Source organism: Brevibacterium sp. (assembly GCF_031179145.1).
Classification (GTDB): domain Bacteria; phylum Actinomycetota; class Actinomycetes; order Actinomycetales; family Brevibacteriaceae; genus Brevibacterium.
In genome coordinates this window covers 18466-33561 of record NZ_JAPSIB010000026.1, presented here as the reverse complement: position 1 = coordinate 33561, position 15096 = coordinate 18466, and the positions used below count along the sequence as shown (strand labels likewise).

Below are 15096 nucleotides of genomic sequence, written 5' to 3'. Positions count from 1 at the left end.
GGGGTGGCCAACCTGCACGTCCTGGCTTCGCACAGCGGAGCCACCGTTGCGCTCGTCCTCGCCGAGATGCTGGGGCGGGAGCTGGTGACCGGTGTGGAATCGGCGCTGCTGGCACGATTCCGACCCGCGCGCTTCGCGCGCTGAATCACCGGGCGGATTGAGGCGCCGCTGCTCAGGTATTGACCGCCTCGGCGAGGGCCTTCCGCCTCTTCCGCGCATTGCAGTGGCCGAGCACGGTGGTGACAGTGATGGCCGCGGCGACGATGGCGATCCCGATCCACTGGTTGACCATCAGCGTTCCGGCCCCGGCGAGGGCGCCGAGGAGGATGAGCACGACCGCGAGAAGGCGACGGACCCAGCGGACGCCGTCGCCTCCGGCCAGCTTCGAGTCCGACGCAAGACCGACGATCGTCGACGTGACCACCACGGTGGTGACGTCGGCGATCTTCATTCTTCTCGCCGCAGCCGCCTGTGCGCCCATGAGCGCGGAGAGCACCGAGGTGAAGATGGTGCCGGCCAGGCCGAGTTCGGGATCGGGCACGAGAGCCACGTAGACGGCCAGCCCGGCGCAGCCGAGCGCCACCAGTCCGAAGATCAGGGTCGTCCGCTTGTGCCACTCCTCGCCGATGCGGCCGAGGATGCGACCGCCCAGCGCGGCTCCGACCATGAAGAAGACCAGGGCCAGGGCCGGGCGGAGGACAGGGACGTCCTCGGCGCCCGCGAGCCCCATTCCGAGGATGACGACGTTGCCAGTCATGTTGCCGGTGAACACCTTGTCGAATCCGAGGTACCCGATCGCATCGACCATTCCGGTCGAGAACGTGAGAACCAGCAGCATTGCCAGATCGAAACGGCGATCCATGGTGTTCCTTTCGCGGGGCTCACAATCCGAGGCGATGTTGTATACAAAATATGCGACTTGATCAGTATTGTATATGTTGCTACCGCGACTCATAATCTGAGCGAAAACAGTCCATGCAACAGTGCCCCGAATGTTTCAGTAGATCGGAAGAGCCGAATGCCATTCACCCCGCCGCTTGTCTTCACCACGCGTCCCACGCTCGAAGGCCATTTCGGCATGTCGGCGTCGACTCACTGGCTGGCCACCGCCTCGGCACAGTCGGTGCTCGAACGCGGCGGAAATGCCTTCGACGCAGCCGTGGCCGGCGCCTTCGTCCTCCAGGTCGTCGAACCCCACCTCAATGGCCCGGGCGGTGACATGACCGGCATCTTCGCCACAGCCGAGGACCCCGCCCACCCAATGGTGATGATGGGGCAGGGTCCGGCTCCGGTTGGAGCGACGATCGAGCACTATCGGGAGCAGGGACTCGACATGGTGCCCGGCGCCGGGGCGCTCGCCTCCGCCGTTCCCGGCGCAGTCGATGCCTGGCTCGACCTGCTCGAACACCACGGCACCTGGGAGCTCGCAGACGTTCTCGCCTACGCCATCGACTACGCCGACAACGGACACCCGGTCCTGGCCCGAGTCGTCGGCACGATCGAACGCGTGCGGGAACTCTTCACCGAGCATTGGCCGAGCTCCGCCGATCTCTGGATGCCCGAGGGCCGGATCCCCGAGCCGGGGGACATGGTCGTCAATCACGCCTACGCCGAGGTGCTGCGTCGGCTCATCGCGGCAGGAGACGCGGTCGACGGCACCGGGGGCGAGAGTTCCGACGGCCCCCGTGCCGCTCGGATCCGTGCCGCCCGCAAGGAATGGAAATGCGGTTTCGTCGCCGAAGCGATTGCCGAATTCGTGCGCGCGCCGCACCGGCATTCGACCGGGGGCGACCATGCCGGAGTCATCACCGCCCGGGACATGGCAGGATTCGACGCCCACTTCGAGTCGCCGGTATCGATCGAATTCCGTGGGCACACGATCTCGAAGATCGCGGCCTGGGGGCAGGGGCCGGCACTCCTCCAGGCCTTGCGCATCCTTGACGGATTCGACGACGAAAGGCTCGATCCCTCTACGGAGATCGGCGCGCACACGATCCTCGAAGCGCTCAAACTCGCGATGGCCGATCGCGACACCTGGTACGGGGACGGCGATGTCGACCTCGACTGGCTGCTCAGCGAGGACTATGCCACGACCAGGCGCGATCTCATCGGGGAGCAGGCATCCCTCGAGTTCCGTCCGGGAACCGACCGGAACGGGGTTGGTGCGACGTTCACTCCGCCGCTGGTGCTCGACGGTGCGGACCAAGAGGCCATGCTCAAAGCAGGGTTAGGCGAGCCGACCGTGCAGAAGAACGGCGTCAACAACGGGGACACCTGTCACATCGATGTCGTCGACAGGTGGGGCAACATGATCTCAGCGACCCCCTCGGGCGGATGGCTGCAGTCATCGCCGGTGATTCCGGAGCTCGGCTTCTGCCTGGGCACCCGCCTGCAGATGATGTGGCTCGACGAATCCTCACCCTCGGCTCTGGCTCCCGGCAAGCGTCCGCGCACTACGCTGACGCCGACCCTGATCTCCACGGACGGCCAACCGGTCATGGCGCTCGGGTCACCGGGCGGTGACCAGCAGGAGCAGTGGCAGCTGCTGATGATCCTGCGCATTCTCGTCGGCGGTTACGAACCCCAGCAGGCCATCGATGCGCCGGCACTGCACACCACCTCACTCGCGGGTTCCTTCTGGCCCCGCACTTGGGTTCCGGGGGGAGCCGTGGTCGAGGATCGCCTCGGTGACGAAGTGATCAATGGCCTCATCGACCGTGGACATGTCATCACCCGAGCAGGTGATTGGGAACTCGGGCGGCTCTCATGCGTGACTCGTGATCCAACCACCGGAAAGTTGACTGCGGCAGCGAACCCGCGCGGTGCCCAGGGATATGCGGCAGGCCGATGAAGTCTGAGTCGAGCACCGTGATCGTGGCGGCCCGCATCCGCACCGACATCATCAGCGGAGTTCTCCCACCTCGCAGCAAGCTCGGGGAGGCGGCATTGGCGAAGCAGTACTCGGTCTCCCGCATTCCGGTGCGGGAGGCCCTGCGCTCGCTGGAGGCCGAGGGGCTGGTGGAGTCGCGTCCCTACAGCGGCAGTGTCGTTGCGCCCTCCCCGATCGAGGACGCGGAGGACTTGTTCGAGATTCGAATCGTCCTCGAAGCTGCCACTGTCCGGCGAGCCGCGAGGAGGTCGGCTGCGCAGAGTTGCGAGGGCTCTCCGGATCCCGGTTGGTGGCCGATCCGCAAGGAGATCAACGAGATTCTGGCCGCTGGAGACGAGGTCATCGCCGAGGAGCGGTTCGAGGACCTGGCGGTGCTCAATATGCGGTTCCACTTCGCGATCGCCGAGCTCAGCGGCAGTCTGTCTCTGGTCAGCCTCCTCCGTCAGATCTCGGGGAAGATCGAATGGCTGTACTCACTCAATGTCACTCGCCGTGGCCCTCAGGCCTGGCCGGAGCATCGGGAGATCATCGCCGCCGTCGACGCCGGTCAGCGTGACAAAGCGTCTGACCTGATGGCCAGCCACGTGCGCCGCAGTCGCGACTCGTACTTCGCCATGATGTCCGAGCAACGCCCCGAAGACCCGGCCTCCTGAACCGCATCGCGGCCCTTCGGCTCAGAAGACGATGGACTGCGAGACGTCGAAGAGATGCTCGTGCATCGCGTCGCGTGCCGCAGGCCCGTTTCCTTGGCGGATGGCTTCGACTATCGCATGATGACCGGCCAGTGAGGTGCGCATCCGACTCTCGGATTGGAACTCCGACCGTCGCGTGAAGCCGAAGATCTCGTGCGTCTCCTCCAACAGCTCTACGAGCAGTGGGTTGAGCGTCAGCCGAGCGATCTCGACATGGAAACGCATGTCGAGGAGCGCCAGCTCGGCCACCTCCGAGGGGTCGCGATCTTCCGCTTCGTGCAAGATCTCCTCCAGAGCTTCTGTCCGGGCACTGCTCCGTTTCGCTGCACGAAAGGCGATTGCGGGTTCGAGCGCCTGACGCAGATCCATCACCTCACGGAACTGGCGCTCCGATTCCGAACCCGACCCGAGCAGCGATCTCTTGTGTTCATTGTCGCGATCGGAGGAGACGAAGGTTCCACTGCCGTGGACCCGACGAACGAAGCCCCTGACCTCCAGTTCCTTCAGCGCCTCGCGCACTGTCGTCCGATTGATGCCATATCGAGCAGCCAGGCCACGCTCGCTCTCGAGTTTCTCGCCTTCCTTCAGCTCGCCGGAACTGATCGCATTCATCACGGCGTTCATCAGGATCGATGTGCCGGTGACTCCCAGACTGGATCTACTCATCACCCCTCCCACGGCTGTGCCAACCTTAACCACTCTCGGAATTGAATCAGGATCGGACTCAACCTTCGTTGCCGGGCTCGTTCCAGAGTGGTCCAACCTCTCGGGCAGTGGTTTGATGTCGGACTCCTCGTTTAACGAGTCTCTTCCAGCGCTCTGCGCGAACGTGAGCGTTGCCTTCGACCCGAAGGTCTTACCAGCGGTTTTGCCGAAGAGAAGGAACTGAGACGTATTTCTGTTGCGTAGATCACATTCTGACTGCTAACGTCGGCAGAGTCAAAGTGGTTGGACCAATTGAAAGGCTCTGCCAATGATCTCGAAGAAGAGAATGATCCCCGCAGCCGTGATTGCCATGGCGGGCCTGATGCTCACCGCGTGCGGCTCGTCCACAGAGGCCGCCGGAGACGCCGGTTCCGACGTTGAAGCCGTCGTCGATGCGCCCAAAACCATTTCCGAGGGGGAGCTGACGGTCTGCGCCTCCTTCGGAAATCCACCGAACGCCTACTACACCGAATCTCACGAGGAGACCGGCGCCGAGACGGACATCGCACGTGCTTTGGGCCCGCTCATGGGATTGCAGACGAAGTTCGTCGAGACGAAATTCGCATCGGTGATCCCGACGCTGCAGGCCGGTCAGTGCGACGTCATCATGTCCTCGCTCTACATCAAGCCCGAGCGAGAGGAAGTGGTCGACTTCGTTCCCTATATGATGTCCGGTCAGGCTGTCGTGGTGAGCAAGGACAATCCGAAGGGCATCACGGGTTACGACGACACCATGTGCGGGAACAAGATCGGGTTCCAGGTGTCGACGACGGCCGAGGTCGCAGTCAACGAACAGGGCAAAAAATGCGAAGAGGCGGGCAAGCCGGCGATTTCCGTGGTCAAGACCGAAGAGGGGACCATGGGCATGCAGCAGGTGCAGACCGGCCAGATAGATGCGTACGTGGACACGCAGTCGGCCGCGATCTACACGGCCGGCAAGTCCAATGGAAGCCTCCAGGTGACAGGTGATCCGTTCGGGATGATCGAGATCGGCGCGGCGGTGAAGAAGGGAAACACGGAGCTCAAGGACGCGATCTCCACCGCACTCGATGCTCTGATCGAATCCGGCGAATACACGAATATCCTGAAGAAGTACAAGACTGAGGACATGGCCATCGAGGACGCCAAATGACGTTCGACTGGGCCTTCTTCTGGGATCACCTGCTCACCCCGCACCCCGATTTCGTCACTGGGCTGTGGAGGACGATCTGGATCTCGATCGCATCGATGGTCCTCGCGCTCGTCCTCGGCGTCGTCATCGCGCTGTTCCTGCGCTCAAACAACATCTTCCTGAGGTCGATCGGAAACATCTACATCTGGGTGATCCGGGGGACCCCGCTGCTCGTGCAGCTGGTCATCGTCTACTCGGGTTTCGCCGCGGCGGGCATCTATCGGTTCTCCGACATCAGCGTTGGCGCGATCACCTTGCAGGCGGTCATCCAAGCGGCGATCGTGACCTTGACCATCCACGAATCGTCGTACATCGCGGAGATTGTCCGCAGTGGAATCTCGGGCGTCGACCAGGGACAGTTCGAGGCGTCCGAAGTGCTGGCGATGAAGCCCGGCCAGACCATGCTCTCGATCATCCTCCCGCAGGCCGTGCGCACGATGGTGCCGCCGCTCGGCAACATCTTCAATCAGCTGATGAAGGAGACGAGCATCCTCAGCATCATCGGGGTGAGTGAGATGTTCCTCGTCGCGCAGGGCTTCAGCGCCTCCACATTCAGGACCTTCGAGATCTTCCTCGTCGCAGCCATCTACTATCTGGCGCTGACGACTGTGTGGACGGTCATCCAAGGATGGATTGAGTACAGACTCGACAAGTACATGGGAATCGATCCCCAGCAGGGGGTCATCGCCTGGATCCGCGAGCTCATCGTTCCCCGCAGGCGACGGAACCGACCGGTGCCCACAGAGGTCGAGTCGGCGCCGCGGCTGGCAACGACGGGAGCGTGACATGCCCTTCACGAATCAGCGGAGCATCGCGACTCTCGAAGCGAACGACCCATCGACCTCAGGAGAGAGCCCATCTATGAGTGACTCGAGCGACATCGCCACCGCGCCCGCTTCACCGACGTCCCACTTGGTCGAGATCGAGAATGTCTATCTCGAGCTCGGAGGCGTCAAGATCCTCGACTCCGTCTCTCTGAACGTCAGTCGAGGCGAGGTCGTCGTCCTCGTCGGGCCCTCCGGGGCTGGCAAAACCAGTTTGCTGCGCACGGTCAACGGGCTGAATCCAATTACCAGCGGATCCGTCGAGGTCGACGGAATCGAAGTCCAGCAGCGAGACGAAGCGGCCGGAACCACCCAGCGCAAACTCAAGGGACCGCAGCTGCGCTCCGCGCGCAAGGAGATCGGTTTCGTCTTCCAGCATTTCAATCTGTTTCCCCATCTCACCGCGCTGGACAACATCGCCCACGCCCCGAGGAAGGTGCTCGGACTGTCCAAGGAAGAGGCACGAGAGCGAGGACTCCAGCTGCTCGAGCGGGTGGGTTTGGAAAACCGGGCCCACACTAAGCCGTCCCGTCTCTCCGGAGGTCAGAAGCAAAGGGTCGCCATCGCGCGAGCGCTGGCCATGCGACCACGGCTCATGCTCTTCGACGAGCCGACGTCGGCGCTCGACCCCGAGATGGTCGGTGAGGTTCTCGACGTCATGCGCGAACTCGCTCAGGATCAGATGACGATGATGGTCGTCACCCATGAAATGGGGTTCGCTCGAGAGGTCGCTGACCGCCTCGTCGTCATGGCCGATGGTCACATCGTCGAGGAAGGCCGACCAGCGGACGTGTTCTCGAACCCGAAGCACGAACGGACGAAGGCGTTCTTCTCCCGCATACTCTGACCGCTCCAGAGTTCCCTCATCGTCCTCGTCCCGCAGCCAGTATCGAAGCGGCCATCCGGCCATCCCGAACTGCGTGCTCATCAACTTCGACATCATCGTCGTCAACCCGAAGGAAGACCATGCCCGGACATCGAGCCATCGCGGCACCCCATCACCTCGCCACCGAGGCGGGTGAGCAGATGTACCGACTGGGCGGCAGCGCCGTCGACGCCGCACTGTCCGCGGCCGCCGTGCTCACCGTCGTCTACCCGCACAACACCTCGATCGGCGGAGACCTCGTGGCGCTCGTGTCGGAGGATTCCGGGGAGCCGGAACTGGTGACAGCGTTCGGATGGGCACCAGCCGCGGCGGAGCCAGGCGCCTGGGGGAGCTCCGGCAGGGCTCCGCACCGCGGTCCGAAGACGATCACTGTACCGGGGGCGCTCAAGGGCTGGAAGCATCTCCATGAGAGATATGGGCGCTTGGACTGGGCGACCATCCTCGCGCCGGCGATCACGCACGCTCAGGGGTATCCCCTCTCCTCCTCGGTGCGCAATGCCATCAGCGACACGATCGCCGAGGTGTCCGAAGCCGCGTCTCTCATGGAGAAGCTCATCGGTCCGGATTGGGAAACAGCGACCTCGGCGTCGAATCCGGCCCTTGGCAGGACCCTGGCCCGGATCGCCGAAGTCGGGCTCGACGACTTCTACACCGGTGCGATCGCCGAGGCGGTTCTCGGCTATCTGCGAACCGTCCGTCCGGACTTCGCAGCAACTGACTTCGCCGAGTACGAGGTCCGCCTGGAGAAGCCCCTGTCGGCAGGGTTCGCCGGTCACCGTGTGCACACCAGTGGTGCGCCCAGCCAGGGATTCGCGCTCCTGCGGCTCCTCGACGACCTACGTGAGGAGCTGGGCGGTGAGGACCTGACCAGAATGAGCGATGAGGTGTTGGCGCGGATCTGGCTTGACTCCTTCACGATCTCCGACGATCTGCGCGACTCGATCCTCGCCGAAGGCACCACCCCAGCCGCTCTGCTGGACCGAAATGCGAAACCCCGGGAGACCGTGCCGGCGCCCACCGCGAGCGGCGACACAATTGGGATCGCCGCGAGCGACGAACGTATCAGCGTGTCCCTGATCCAGAGCCTCTACTCCTGGTTCGGGTCCCTGTGCTTCGATGAGTCGACCGGCATCCTGTTCCAGAGCCGGGGTTCGATGTTCTCGCTCGATCCCACGTCACCACAGGTCCTCCGTCCTCGAGCGAGGCCCGCGCATACGCTCATGCCGGTGCTCGTCACCGACGCTGCGAACGCACCGCTGCTCGTGCAGTCGACGATGGGCGGCAAGGCACAAGCTCAGATCCACGCCCGCCTGGTGGTCAATCTGCTGCGCGGGAAGTCGCCGTCCGAAGCCGTCGACCTCCCGCGCTGGGTATCTGGTCCCAAGCAGCCGGGCGATCCCGATCGCACGATCACGGTGGAGTCCGATGTACCCCAGGTCCTGGTGGACGCCCTGGCGGTCGGGGCTGAGGCCGGCCCGCGGAGGGTTCCGCCGTTCTCCGACGATATGGGGCACGCCAACATCATCGATCTGCGGGGACCAGTGCCCCTCGCCGCATCCGACCCGAGGTCGAACGGATCCGCCTGGGTCGGTTGAGCTGTGAGGGGCACTGAGAAGGGTGAGGAGCAGGTGCCGACTCAGATCTCTCCGGCTGCGAACATCGCGTCGAGCTTGTTGTAGCCCTCGACGATGCCCGTCTCCATGCCGGAGGCGACCATGCCGTCGCGGGATTCGACCGAGTCGAAGATGGCCGTCGACTGCAGTCGCGTCCTGCCGTCGCCGAGGTCGGTGAGAGTGAGGATCTCGAGATTCACGCCGTCGGGGAATCCCTCGAACGTGAAGGTCTGGACGATGCGCTCGTTCTCCCTGACTTCGTGGAACGAACCATAGAACCCGTACTCACCCGAGTCGTCCGTGGAGACGTAGCTCCATCGTCCGCCCGTGGTCGGGTTCCATTCCCGGATCGTGGTCGCGATCGAGTCCGGCCCGACCCACTGCGTGAACAGGTCCGGATCGGTGTGCGCCCGGAAGACCTGGGCCGGGCTCGCCGCGAAATCGCGAGTGATCGTCAGCGACTGGGTGCCCTCCGGAACGTCGAGCTGCGTGGTGGGATGGGTGTCGGGTGCTGCGTCGGGGGTGCTGGACATGTCATGCTCCTTTGCGTGATTTCCCTGTGGATGTGCTGTGTCCTGCCGTCGCCGAGGTGGTGGAGCCGGTGTCTGCCGATTCTTCGGACTGCATCTGCGCGAGCACAGAGTCGAGTCGCCGGTATCGCTCCTCGGCCTGGCGTTGGTGGCGTTCGATCCATTTCGTCATCAGATCGAACATGTTATCCTCCAGGTGGACGGGGCGGCGCTGGGCATCCCTGGTGCGGGTGACCAGCCCCGAGTCCTCGAGAACCTTGAGGTGCTTCGACACTGCCTGCAGACTCACCTCGTAGGGCTCGGCCAATTCGTTCACGGTCGCGTCTCCGCGACTGAGCCTGGCGACGATATCCCTGCGAGTGGGGTCCGCCAGGGCGGCGAACACCTTCGACAATTGGTCTGCCATCACGCCTCCCTGTACTCAACCATTCGGTTGATAAACAACCTAGACCTACCCTCGTAGGTTGTCAACCGTTTGGTTGAATGAAGTCGTTCAGCGCGTCCGCATCCGGCGGGAGGCTGTTGAACCAAAAGACCTGTCACCTCGGTGAACGCATGAATTCTATGCATGGCCCTGCAGAGATATTCGTCCCAATAATCGGGCCGAAATCAGCCTCGGGCGGAGGACTTTGTCCTAAAGTCGTCAGAGTCCCGCGCCTCAAGGGATGTGGTCCGGAACGAACGGACCGCGGCCGGTGAATGACCGGCATGAGCGCTTGGGCATGACGACGAAGTCTGGAGAGTCAATGGCAACTTTGCGTGAACAGCTGTTCCGAGTGAAACCCGTCCCGCGGGACGCGGAGGAGGCGGGAAGCGAGCTCAAGCGGACGATCGGTCCGTTCTCGCTGACGATGATCGGTGTCGGGTCGACGATCGGCACGGGGATCTTCTTCATCCTCTCGGAGTCCGTGCCGGTGGCGGGCCCAGCCGTGATCTGGTCCTTCGTCATCGCCGGCGTGGTCGCCGGACTCGCGGTGATCTGCTACGCCGAGCTGGCCGGCAGCGTCCCGGTCTCGGGATCCTCGTATTCGTACGCCTATGCGACGCTTGGTGAGCTTCCGGCCATGGGAGTTGCGGCCTGTCTGCTGCTCGAGTACGGCGTGGCCGGGGCCGCGGTCGCCGTCGGCTGGTCGCAGTACGTCAACCAGCTGCTGTTCAATCTGTTCGGATTCGAGATCCCCCACGCCCTCGCCTATGCGCCCGAGGAAGGCGGCATCGTCAACCTGCCGGCAATTCTCCTGCTGACGATGTGTGCATTCCTGCTCATCCGCGGCACCGGTGAATCGATCGTCATCAACACGATCATGGTCTGCACCAAGGTGGGCGTGCTCATCTTCTTCATCTGCGTCGGGGTGACCGGCTGGAACACCGACAACTTCTCCGACTTCGCTCCCTTCGGAGTGTCCGGGGTGATCGCCGGCTCCGGCCTCATCTTCTTCAGCTACGTCGGCATGGATGCCGTGGCGACGGCCGGTGACGAGACCAAGAACCCCAAGCGGACGATGCCGATCGCTCTCATCTCCGCGCTCCTCATCGTCACCAGCGTCTACATCCTCGTCGCGATCGCAGCGCTGTCCGCACAGCCGTGGCAGGAATTCGAAGGCCAGGATGCCGGCCTGTCCGCGATCCTCGAGACCATCGTCGGTTCGACGTGGCCCGGCACGGTCGTGGCCGCGGGCGCCGTGATCTCCATCTTCAGCGTCACCCTCGTGTCGATCTACGGCCAGACCCGGATCCTGTTCACGATGTCGCGCGACGGCATGATGCCCAAGCTCTTCCAGGAGGTGAATCCCCGTACGCTGACCCCGGTCAAAGGCACGATTGTCGTGACTGCTGTCATCGCCGTCATGGCCGGATTCATCCCCATCACCTTCCTCGCCGAGATGACGAGCATCGGAACCCTCGTCGCCTTTGTCGTCGTGTCCCTGGCCGTCATCATCCTCCGGGTCCGGGAGCCGGGTCTCGAACGCGGCTTCAAAGTCCCGTTCTACCCGGTCCTGCCGGTGCTGTCGATCATCGGCTGCTTCTGGATCATCAGCAGCCTGCGGCCGATCACGATCGTCGTGTTCCTCGTCTGGACCGCGGTCGTCCTCGCGCTCTACCTCGTCTTCGGCCGGAAGAACTCGGTGCTCGGCCGGCAGCGAGCAGCCGCAGCCGACGCTGTTCGCACTGGCGGCGCGCCCACCGAGGGCTCCGAGCGCGGAGGAGGGAGCGAACTGTGAGCATCGTCGTCGGAGTCGCCCCCGGTCAGGACAATCGGGCCGCCGTGGAGCTGGGCGCCGTCCTCGCCCGGTCATATTCGCAGAAGCTCCTGCTCGTCGCGATCAACTCCGCGGCGTGGCCTCCCGGTCGGATCAGTGTCGATGCGGAGTATCAGGTGTTCGTCCGCCGGGCCGCCCGGGCCTCGCTCGACGAGGCGCTGGTCTTCGTCCCCGACGATCTCGTCGTCGATTCGCTGGTCCACGATGCCGGCTCCTCCCGTCGCGGTCTGCTCGAAGTCAGCGAGAGGGTCGACGCCCTCCGCCTCGTCGTCGGTCCCGCCGCCGATGGCCCGGCCGGTCGGATCAGCCTCGGGTCGGTGTCCTCGGGTCTCCTGCACAGCGCCGAACTGCCGGTGGCGCTGGCTCCCGAGGGGTTCCGCGCCGAGGCGGGGGCGCGGCTGAAGAGGATCACGGCCGCCTACAGCGGATCGTCCACCTCGGCGAACCTCATTCTCGGGGCGGCCATCGTCGCCGCCGATGCGGGAACGCGATTCCGCATCGCCTCCTTCGCCCCGAAGTCGCGGGTGCTCTCCGCGGCCGGAATCGGCCTCGAGGTCGAAGCGAGCTTCATCGCGGAGTGGAAGGAGACGGTCAGCCGGGACACGAGCGAGATCCTCCGTGAGGTCGAAGCGCTGCCCACCCGACCCGAGACCATCGATGTCGAATTCGGGACCGGGCCGAGCTGGGCGGCGGCGCTGAGGGACATGAGTTGGGAGGATCCGGAGGTGATGATGCTCGGGTCATCCGGGCTCGGCACGCTCAAGCGGGTGGCCCTCGGCTCGCACGCGGTGAAGATCCTGCAGAACTCGCCGGTACCGGTCATCGTCGTCCCGCGCCGGGTCAAGAGTGACTACACGGCAGGGGTCTTCAGCCCGCGCAGACAGCAGCAGCGGCCTTAGAGCCCACAGATCAGGGCCCGGGAATAGCGCACCACCGCGATCCCGGGCCCTGAGTGTGCTCAGCCTCCGTGCAGAATGGTCGGCCCGGTTCAGTCAGGGGCGTCCGGTCGTCATCGGACTCACCCTTCATACTTAACGTTGCTTAACGTTCGTGTCCGGGCGTCCAATGATGAGGACCCGGTCGCACGAAGACGTGAAGGAGGGAGACGAAGGTGGCCCGAGCGCAAGAGAAGGACGAGAAGAGTCCCCGTTCACGGGTGACAGCTGCCCAGGTAGCGCGTGCCTGCAACGTCTCCACGGCAACCGTCAGCTACGTTTTCAACGGCAAGGGCGGGGTGTCGACCGCGGTGCGCCGACACATTATCGAAACCGCGAATGAGCTCGGCTACCGGTCTCCGCTGACCACGGCGAACCACAACCGTACGCTCACCCGAGTCATCGGCCTGATCGTTCCGTCGATGGTCAACTACATGCACATGCACTGGTGCCAAGCGATCATCGACGCCGCCGGTGACGAAGGCTTCGACGTCTTCGTCTCGACCACGGGAGACGATTCGGAGAAGCTCGCCCATGTCGCGTCCACGATGGCGGCGCGCAATGTCGATGGAGTGATTTCAACCGCGGGCATGCGTCTGGACGCGCGATTCAACGGAATTCTCAGCGCCGAACGGATTCCCGTCGTCAATCTCTCGCGCAGGGTCGAGCATGCCTCGGCGAGCTTTATCGGCATCGACGACCGTCGGGCGGCTCATGAACTCATGGAGCATGTCCTCAGTCATGGGGCGACGAAGATTGCGACCGTCATCGGGCCCAGGTTCTCGACGGCATCGGCGGACAGGGAGCGGGGGTTCATCGAAACCGCTGCTGAACGCGGGGTCGAGATTCCAGGTCGATGGAAAGTCAGTACGAAACTTAACCGCAACGGCGGCCGAATCGCCGCCGAAGAACTGCTTCGCGATCCGGGGGATAGGCCGGAGGCGATCGTCTGCGGTTCGGACGAAGTCGCCGTGGGTGTCATTGAGCACGCGGTGATGAACGAGATCGGCATTCCCGGCGACCTCATCGTCGTCGGCAGTGACGGTCTGGCCCGCTCGCGTTCGCCTCTGCTGGGGATGACGACGATTGTCCAGCCCGTCGTCGAGATGGCGAAAACGGCGTTCGAGGTCCTGCTCGACCACATCGAACACCCCGGTCGGGAGCCCCGGACAATCATCTGCCGGCACCAGATCCACGTGGGAACCAGCTGCGGCTGCAAACCCTTATCGCCCAATGCATTGACCACGCCGAAACCGAAGGAATCTCATGACTGAATCAGCGACACTGCGGTCGCCTGCTGTGCTCAACCGGGTGATCTTCGCCCGCCTAATGCCCCTGCTCATCGCCGCCTACATCCTGGCATTCCTCGACCGCACCAATATCGGGATGGCCAAGGACCGATTGGAGGTCGACCTGGGGATTTCAGCCACCGCCTACGGCATCGGCGCGGGGCTGTTCTTCCTGACCTACGCGTTGTGCGAGATCCCGTCGAACCTCATCATGCATAAGGTCGGCGCCCGTTGGTGGATCACGCGGATCATGATCACGTGGGGTCTGATCTCCGCTGCGATGATGTTCGTCCAGGGCGAATGGTCGTTCTACATTCTGCGGATGCTCCTCGGAATCGCGGAGGCGGGACTGTTCCCGGGGGTCATGTACTACCTGACGAAGTGGTTCACGGTGAAGGACCGGGCGAAGGCCAACGGCGCGTTCCTCATCGGTGTCTCCATCGCGAACATCGTCGGCGCGCCGATCGGCGGACTGTTGCTGACAATGGAAGGAGTACTCGGTCTCCACGGATGGCAGTGGATGTTCCTCATCGAAGGGATTCCCGCCTGTTTCCTCGCCATCGTCGTCTGGAAGTGCCTGCCTGACGGACCCCGGCAAGCCAAGTTCCTCAGCACCGAAGAGGCCGACTGGCTGGAGAGGACGATCTCCGAGGAGGAGACTTCCGGCGCCGCAGGTGCATCCAACCACAAACTGATCGACATCGTCCGGGACCGACAGATCCTCCTGGTCGTCGGCGTCTACTTCGGGCATCAGCTCGCCGTATATGCCCTCAACTTCTTCCTGCCGTCCATCATCGGCGGTTGGGGAGAGATGACCTCGGTGGAGATCGGACTGCTCACAGCGATCCCGTGGGTGTTCTCGGCCATCGGTGCGCTGGTTCTGCCGCGTTTCGCCAAGACCCCAAGCGCATCGAAGAAGATCGCCTTCGCAACCATGATCGGAATCATCGTCGGTTACTCGATCGGAGCATTGGGCGGGCCGGTGCTGGGACTCATCGGCTTCTCCTTGGCGGCTTTCAACTTCTTCGTGCTCCAGCCCATTCTGTTCACCTATCCGGCAACCCGGCTCACGGGAGTGGCCCTGGCCGGAGGACTCGCCTTCGTCAACACCGTGGGTCTCCTCGGCGGATTCCTCGGCCCCTACATCATGGGATTCATGGAAGACCTGACAGGGTCATCCGTCTCGGGACTGTGGCTCATTGTCGGCGTGTGCGTGATCGGGGCGTTCCTGGTGCCGTTCCTCAAACAGGGCCAGGAGACGAACTCGGCGGTTGCTCATGCCTGACGTTCCGTCCTCAAA

Annotated in this window: 14 protein-coding genes; 10 read left to right on the top strand and 4 right to left on the bottom strand. The window is 63.7% G+C overall.

Features of this window, described 5'->3' with window-relative positions; translation table 11 throughout:
* Nucleotides 1-172: 172 nt before the first annotated feature.
* Entirely contained in the window at nucleotides 173-862 is a 690-nt protein-coding gene (locus tag RIT73_RS15865; protein ID WP_309133071.1) for a YoaK family protein, read from the bottom strand.
* Nucleotides 863-1018: 156 nt separating this feature from the next.
* On the opposite strand from RIT73_RS15865, the gene RIT73_RS15860 reads away from it, so the two are divergent.
* Nucleotides 1019-2851: a gamma-glutamyltransferase gene (locus RIT73_RS15860; RefSeq protein ID WP_309133070.1), complete on the top strand. Its 1833-nt coding sequence runs from the start codon at nucleotides 1019-1021 to the stop codon at nucleotides 2849-2851.
* Nucleotides 2848-3543, top strand: coding sequence for a GntR family transcriptional regulator (locus tag RIT73_RS15855; protein WP_309133069.1), 696 nt, complete (start codon nucleotides 2848-2850; stop codon nucleotides 3541-3543). Before RIT73_RS15860 ends, RIT73_RS15855 begins: the two co-directional genes overlap by 4 nt.
* A 21-nt stretch (nucleotides 3544-3564) precedes the next feature.
* Here the strand turns inward: RIT73_RS15855 and RIT73_RS15850 are convergent, their stop codons facing one another.
* Nucleotides 3565-4248: an FCD domain-containing protein gene (locus RIT73_RS15850; RefSeq protein ID WP_309133068.1), complete on the bottom strand. Its 684-nt coding sequence runs from the start codon at nucleotides 4246-4248 to the stop codon at nucleotides 3565-3567.
* 307 nt (nucleotides 4249-4555) lie between these two features.
* On the opposite strand from RIT73_RS15850, the gene RIT73_RS15845 reads away from it, so the two are divergent.
* The 4 genes from RIT73_RS15845 (at nucleotide 4556) to RIT73_RS15830 (ending at nucleotide 8763) form a co-directional block, all read left to right on the top strand.
* Nucleotides 4556-5419, top strand: coding sequence for an ABC transporter substrate-binding protein (locus tag RIT73_RS15845; RefSeq protein ID WP_309133067.1), 864 nt, complete (start codon nucleotides 4556-4558; stop codon nucleotides 5417-5419).
* A complete protein-coding gene (locus tag RIT73_RS15840; RefSeq protein ID WP_309133066.1) occupies nucleotides 5416-6243 on the top strand; it encodes an amino acid ABC transporter permease in 828 nt (275 codons plus the stop codon). The genes RIT73_RS15845 and RIT73_RS15840 overlap by 4 nt, the downstream gene beginning before the upstream one ends.
* 76 nt (nucleotides 6244-6319) lie before the next feature.
* The gene (locus tag RIT73_RS15835) at nucleotides 6320-7129 is read left to right on the top strand and encodes an amino acid ABC transporter ATP-binding protein (protein ID WP_309133065.1); all 810 of its coding nucleotides are present in this window, start codon (nucleotides 6320-6322) and stop codon (nucleotides 7127-7129) included.
* Nucleotides 7130-7248: 119 nt separating this feature from the next.
* Nucleotides 7249-8763 (top strand): gamma-glutamyltransferase, encoded by a 1515-nt coding sequence (locus RIT73_RS15830; protein ID WP_309133064.1) that lies wholly within the window; start codon nucleotides 7249-7251, stop codon nucleotides 8761-8763.
* A gap of 41 nt (nucleotides 8764-8804) precedes the next feature.
* On the opposite strand, the gene RIT73_RS15825 is transcribed toward RIT73_RS15830, so the two are convergent.
* Complete coding sequence (locus RIT73_RS15825) at nucleotides 8805-9314, bottom strand: SRPBCC family protein (protein WP_309133063.1); 510 nt, start codon at nucleotides 9312-9314, stop codon at nucleotides 8805-8807.
* A 1-nt stretch (nucleotide 9315) separates the two neighbouring features.
* Nucleotides 9316-9717 carry a metalloregulator ArsR/SmtB family transcription factor gene (locus RIT73_RS15820; RefSeq protein ID WP_309133062.1) on the bottom strand — a complete coding sequence of 134 codons (402 nt, stop codon included), beginning with the start codon at nucleotides 9715-9717 and terminating at the stop codon, nucleotides 9316-9318.
* Nucleotides 9718-10057: 340 nt separating this feature from the next.
* On the opposite strand from RIT73_RS15820, the gene RIT73_RS15815 reads away from it, so the two are divergent.
* The 4 genes from RIT73_RS15815 (at nucleotide 10058) to RIT73_RS15800 (ending at nucleotide 15081) form a co-directional block, all read left to right on the top strand.
* Nucleotides 10058-11533, top strand: coding sequence for an amino acid permease (locus RIT73_RS15815; protein WP_309133061.1), 1476 nt, complete (start codon nucleotides 10058-10060; stop codon nucleotides 11531-11533).
* Entirely contained in the window at nucleotides 11530-12471 is a 942-nt protein-coding gene (locus RIT73_RS15810; protein ID WP_309133060.1) for a universal stress protein, read from the top strand. The genes RIT73_RS15815 and RIT73_RS15810 overlap by 4 nt, the downstream gene beginning before the upstream one ends.
* 212 nt (nucleotides 12472-12683) lie before the next feature.
* A complete protein-coding gene (locus RIT73_RS15805) occupies nucleotides 12684-13781 on the top strand; it encodes a LacI family DNA-binding transcriptional regulator (RefSeq protein ID WP_309133059.1) in 1098 nt (365 codons plus the stop codon).
* Nucleotides 13774-15081 carry an MFS transporter gene (locus tag RIT73_RS15800; protein WP_309133058.1) on the top strand — a complete coding sequence of 436 codons (1308 nt, stop codon included), beginning with the start codon at nucleotides 13774-13776 and terminating at the stop codon, nucleotides 15079-15081. The genes RIT73_RS15805 and RIT73_RS15800 overlap by 8 nt, the downstream gene beginning before the upstream one ends.
* Nucleotides 15082-15096: the final 15 nt, after the last annotated feature.

Excerpts from the sequence above, each read along its gene's own strand:
- RIT73_RS15865 (WP_309133071.1), bottom strand. The coding sequence starts at position 862 with ATGGATCGCCGTTTCGATCTGGCAATGCTGCTGGTTCTCACGTTCTCG.
- RIT73_RS15860 (WP_309133070.1), top strand. The coding sequence starts at position 1,019 with ATGCCATTCACCCCGCCGCTTGTCTTCACCACGCGTCCCACGCTCGAA.
- RIT73_RS15855 (WP_309133069.1), top strand. The coding sequence starts at position 2,848 with ATGAAGTCTGAGTCGAGCACCGTGATCGTGGCGGCCCGCATCCGCACC.
- RIT73_RS15850 (WP_309133068.1), bottom strand. The coding sequence starts at position 4,248 with ATGAGTAGATCCAGTCTGGGAGTCACCGGCACATCGATCCTGATGAAC.
- RIT73_RS15845 (WP_309133067.1), top strand. The coding sequence starts at position 4,556 with ATGATCTCGAAGAAGAGAATGATCCCCGCAGCCGTGATTGCCATGGCG.
- RIT73_RS15840 (WP_309133066.1), top strand. The coding sequence starts at position 5,416 with ATGACGTTCGACTGGGCCTTCTTCTGGGATCACCTGCTCACCCCGCAC.
- RIT73_RS15835 (WP_309133065.1), top strand. The coding sequence starts at position 6,320 with ATGAGTGACTCGAGCGACATCGCCACCGCGCCCGCTTCACCGACGTCC.
- RIT73_RS15830 (WP_309133064.1), top strand. The coding sequence starts at position 7,249 with ATGCCCGGACATCGAGCCATCGCGGCACCCCATCACCTCGCCACCGAG.
- RIT73_RS15825 (WP_309133063.1), bottom strand. The coding sequence starts at position 9,314 with ATGTCCAGCACCCCCGACGCAGCACCCGACACCCATCCCACCACGCAG.
- RIT73_RS15820 (WP_309133062.1), bottom strand. The coding sequence starts at position 9,717 with ATGGCAGACCAATTGTCGAAGGTGTTCGCCGCCCTGGCGGACCCCACT.
- RIT73_RS15815 (WP_309133061.1), top strand. The coding sequence starts at position 10,058 with ATGGCAACTTTGCGTGAACAGCTGTTCCGAGTGAAACCCGTCCCGCGG.
- RIT73_RS15800 (WP_309133058.1), top strand. The coding sequence starts at position 13,774 with ATGACTGAATCAGCGACACTGCGGTCGCCTGCTGTGCTCAACCGGGTG.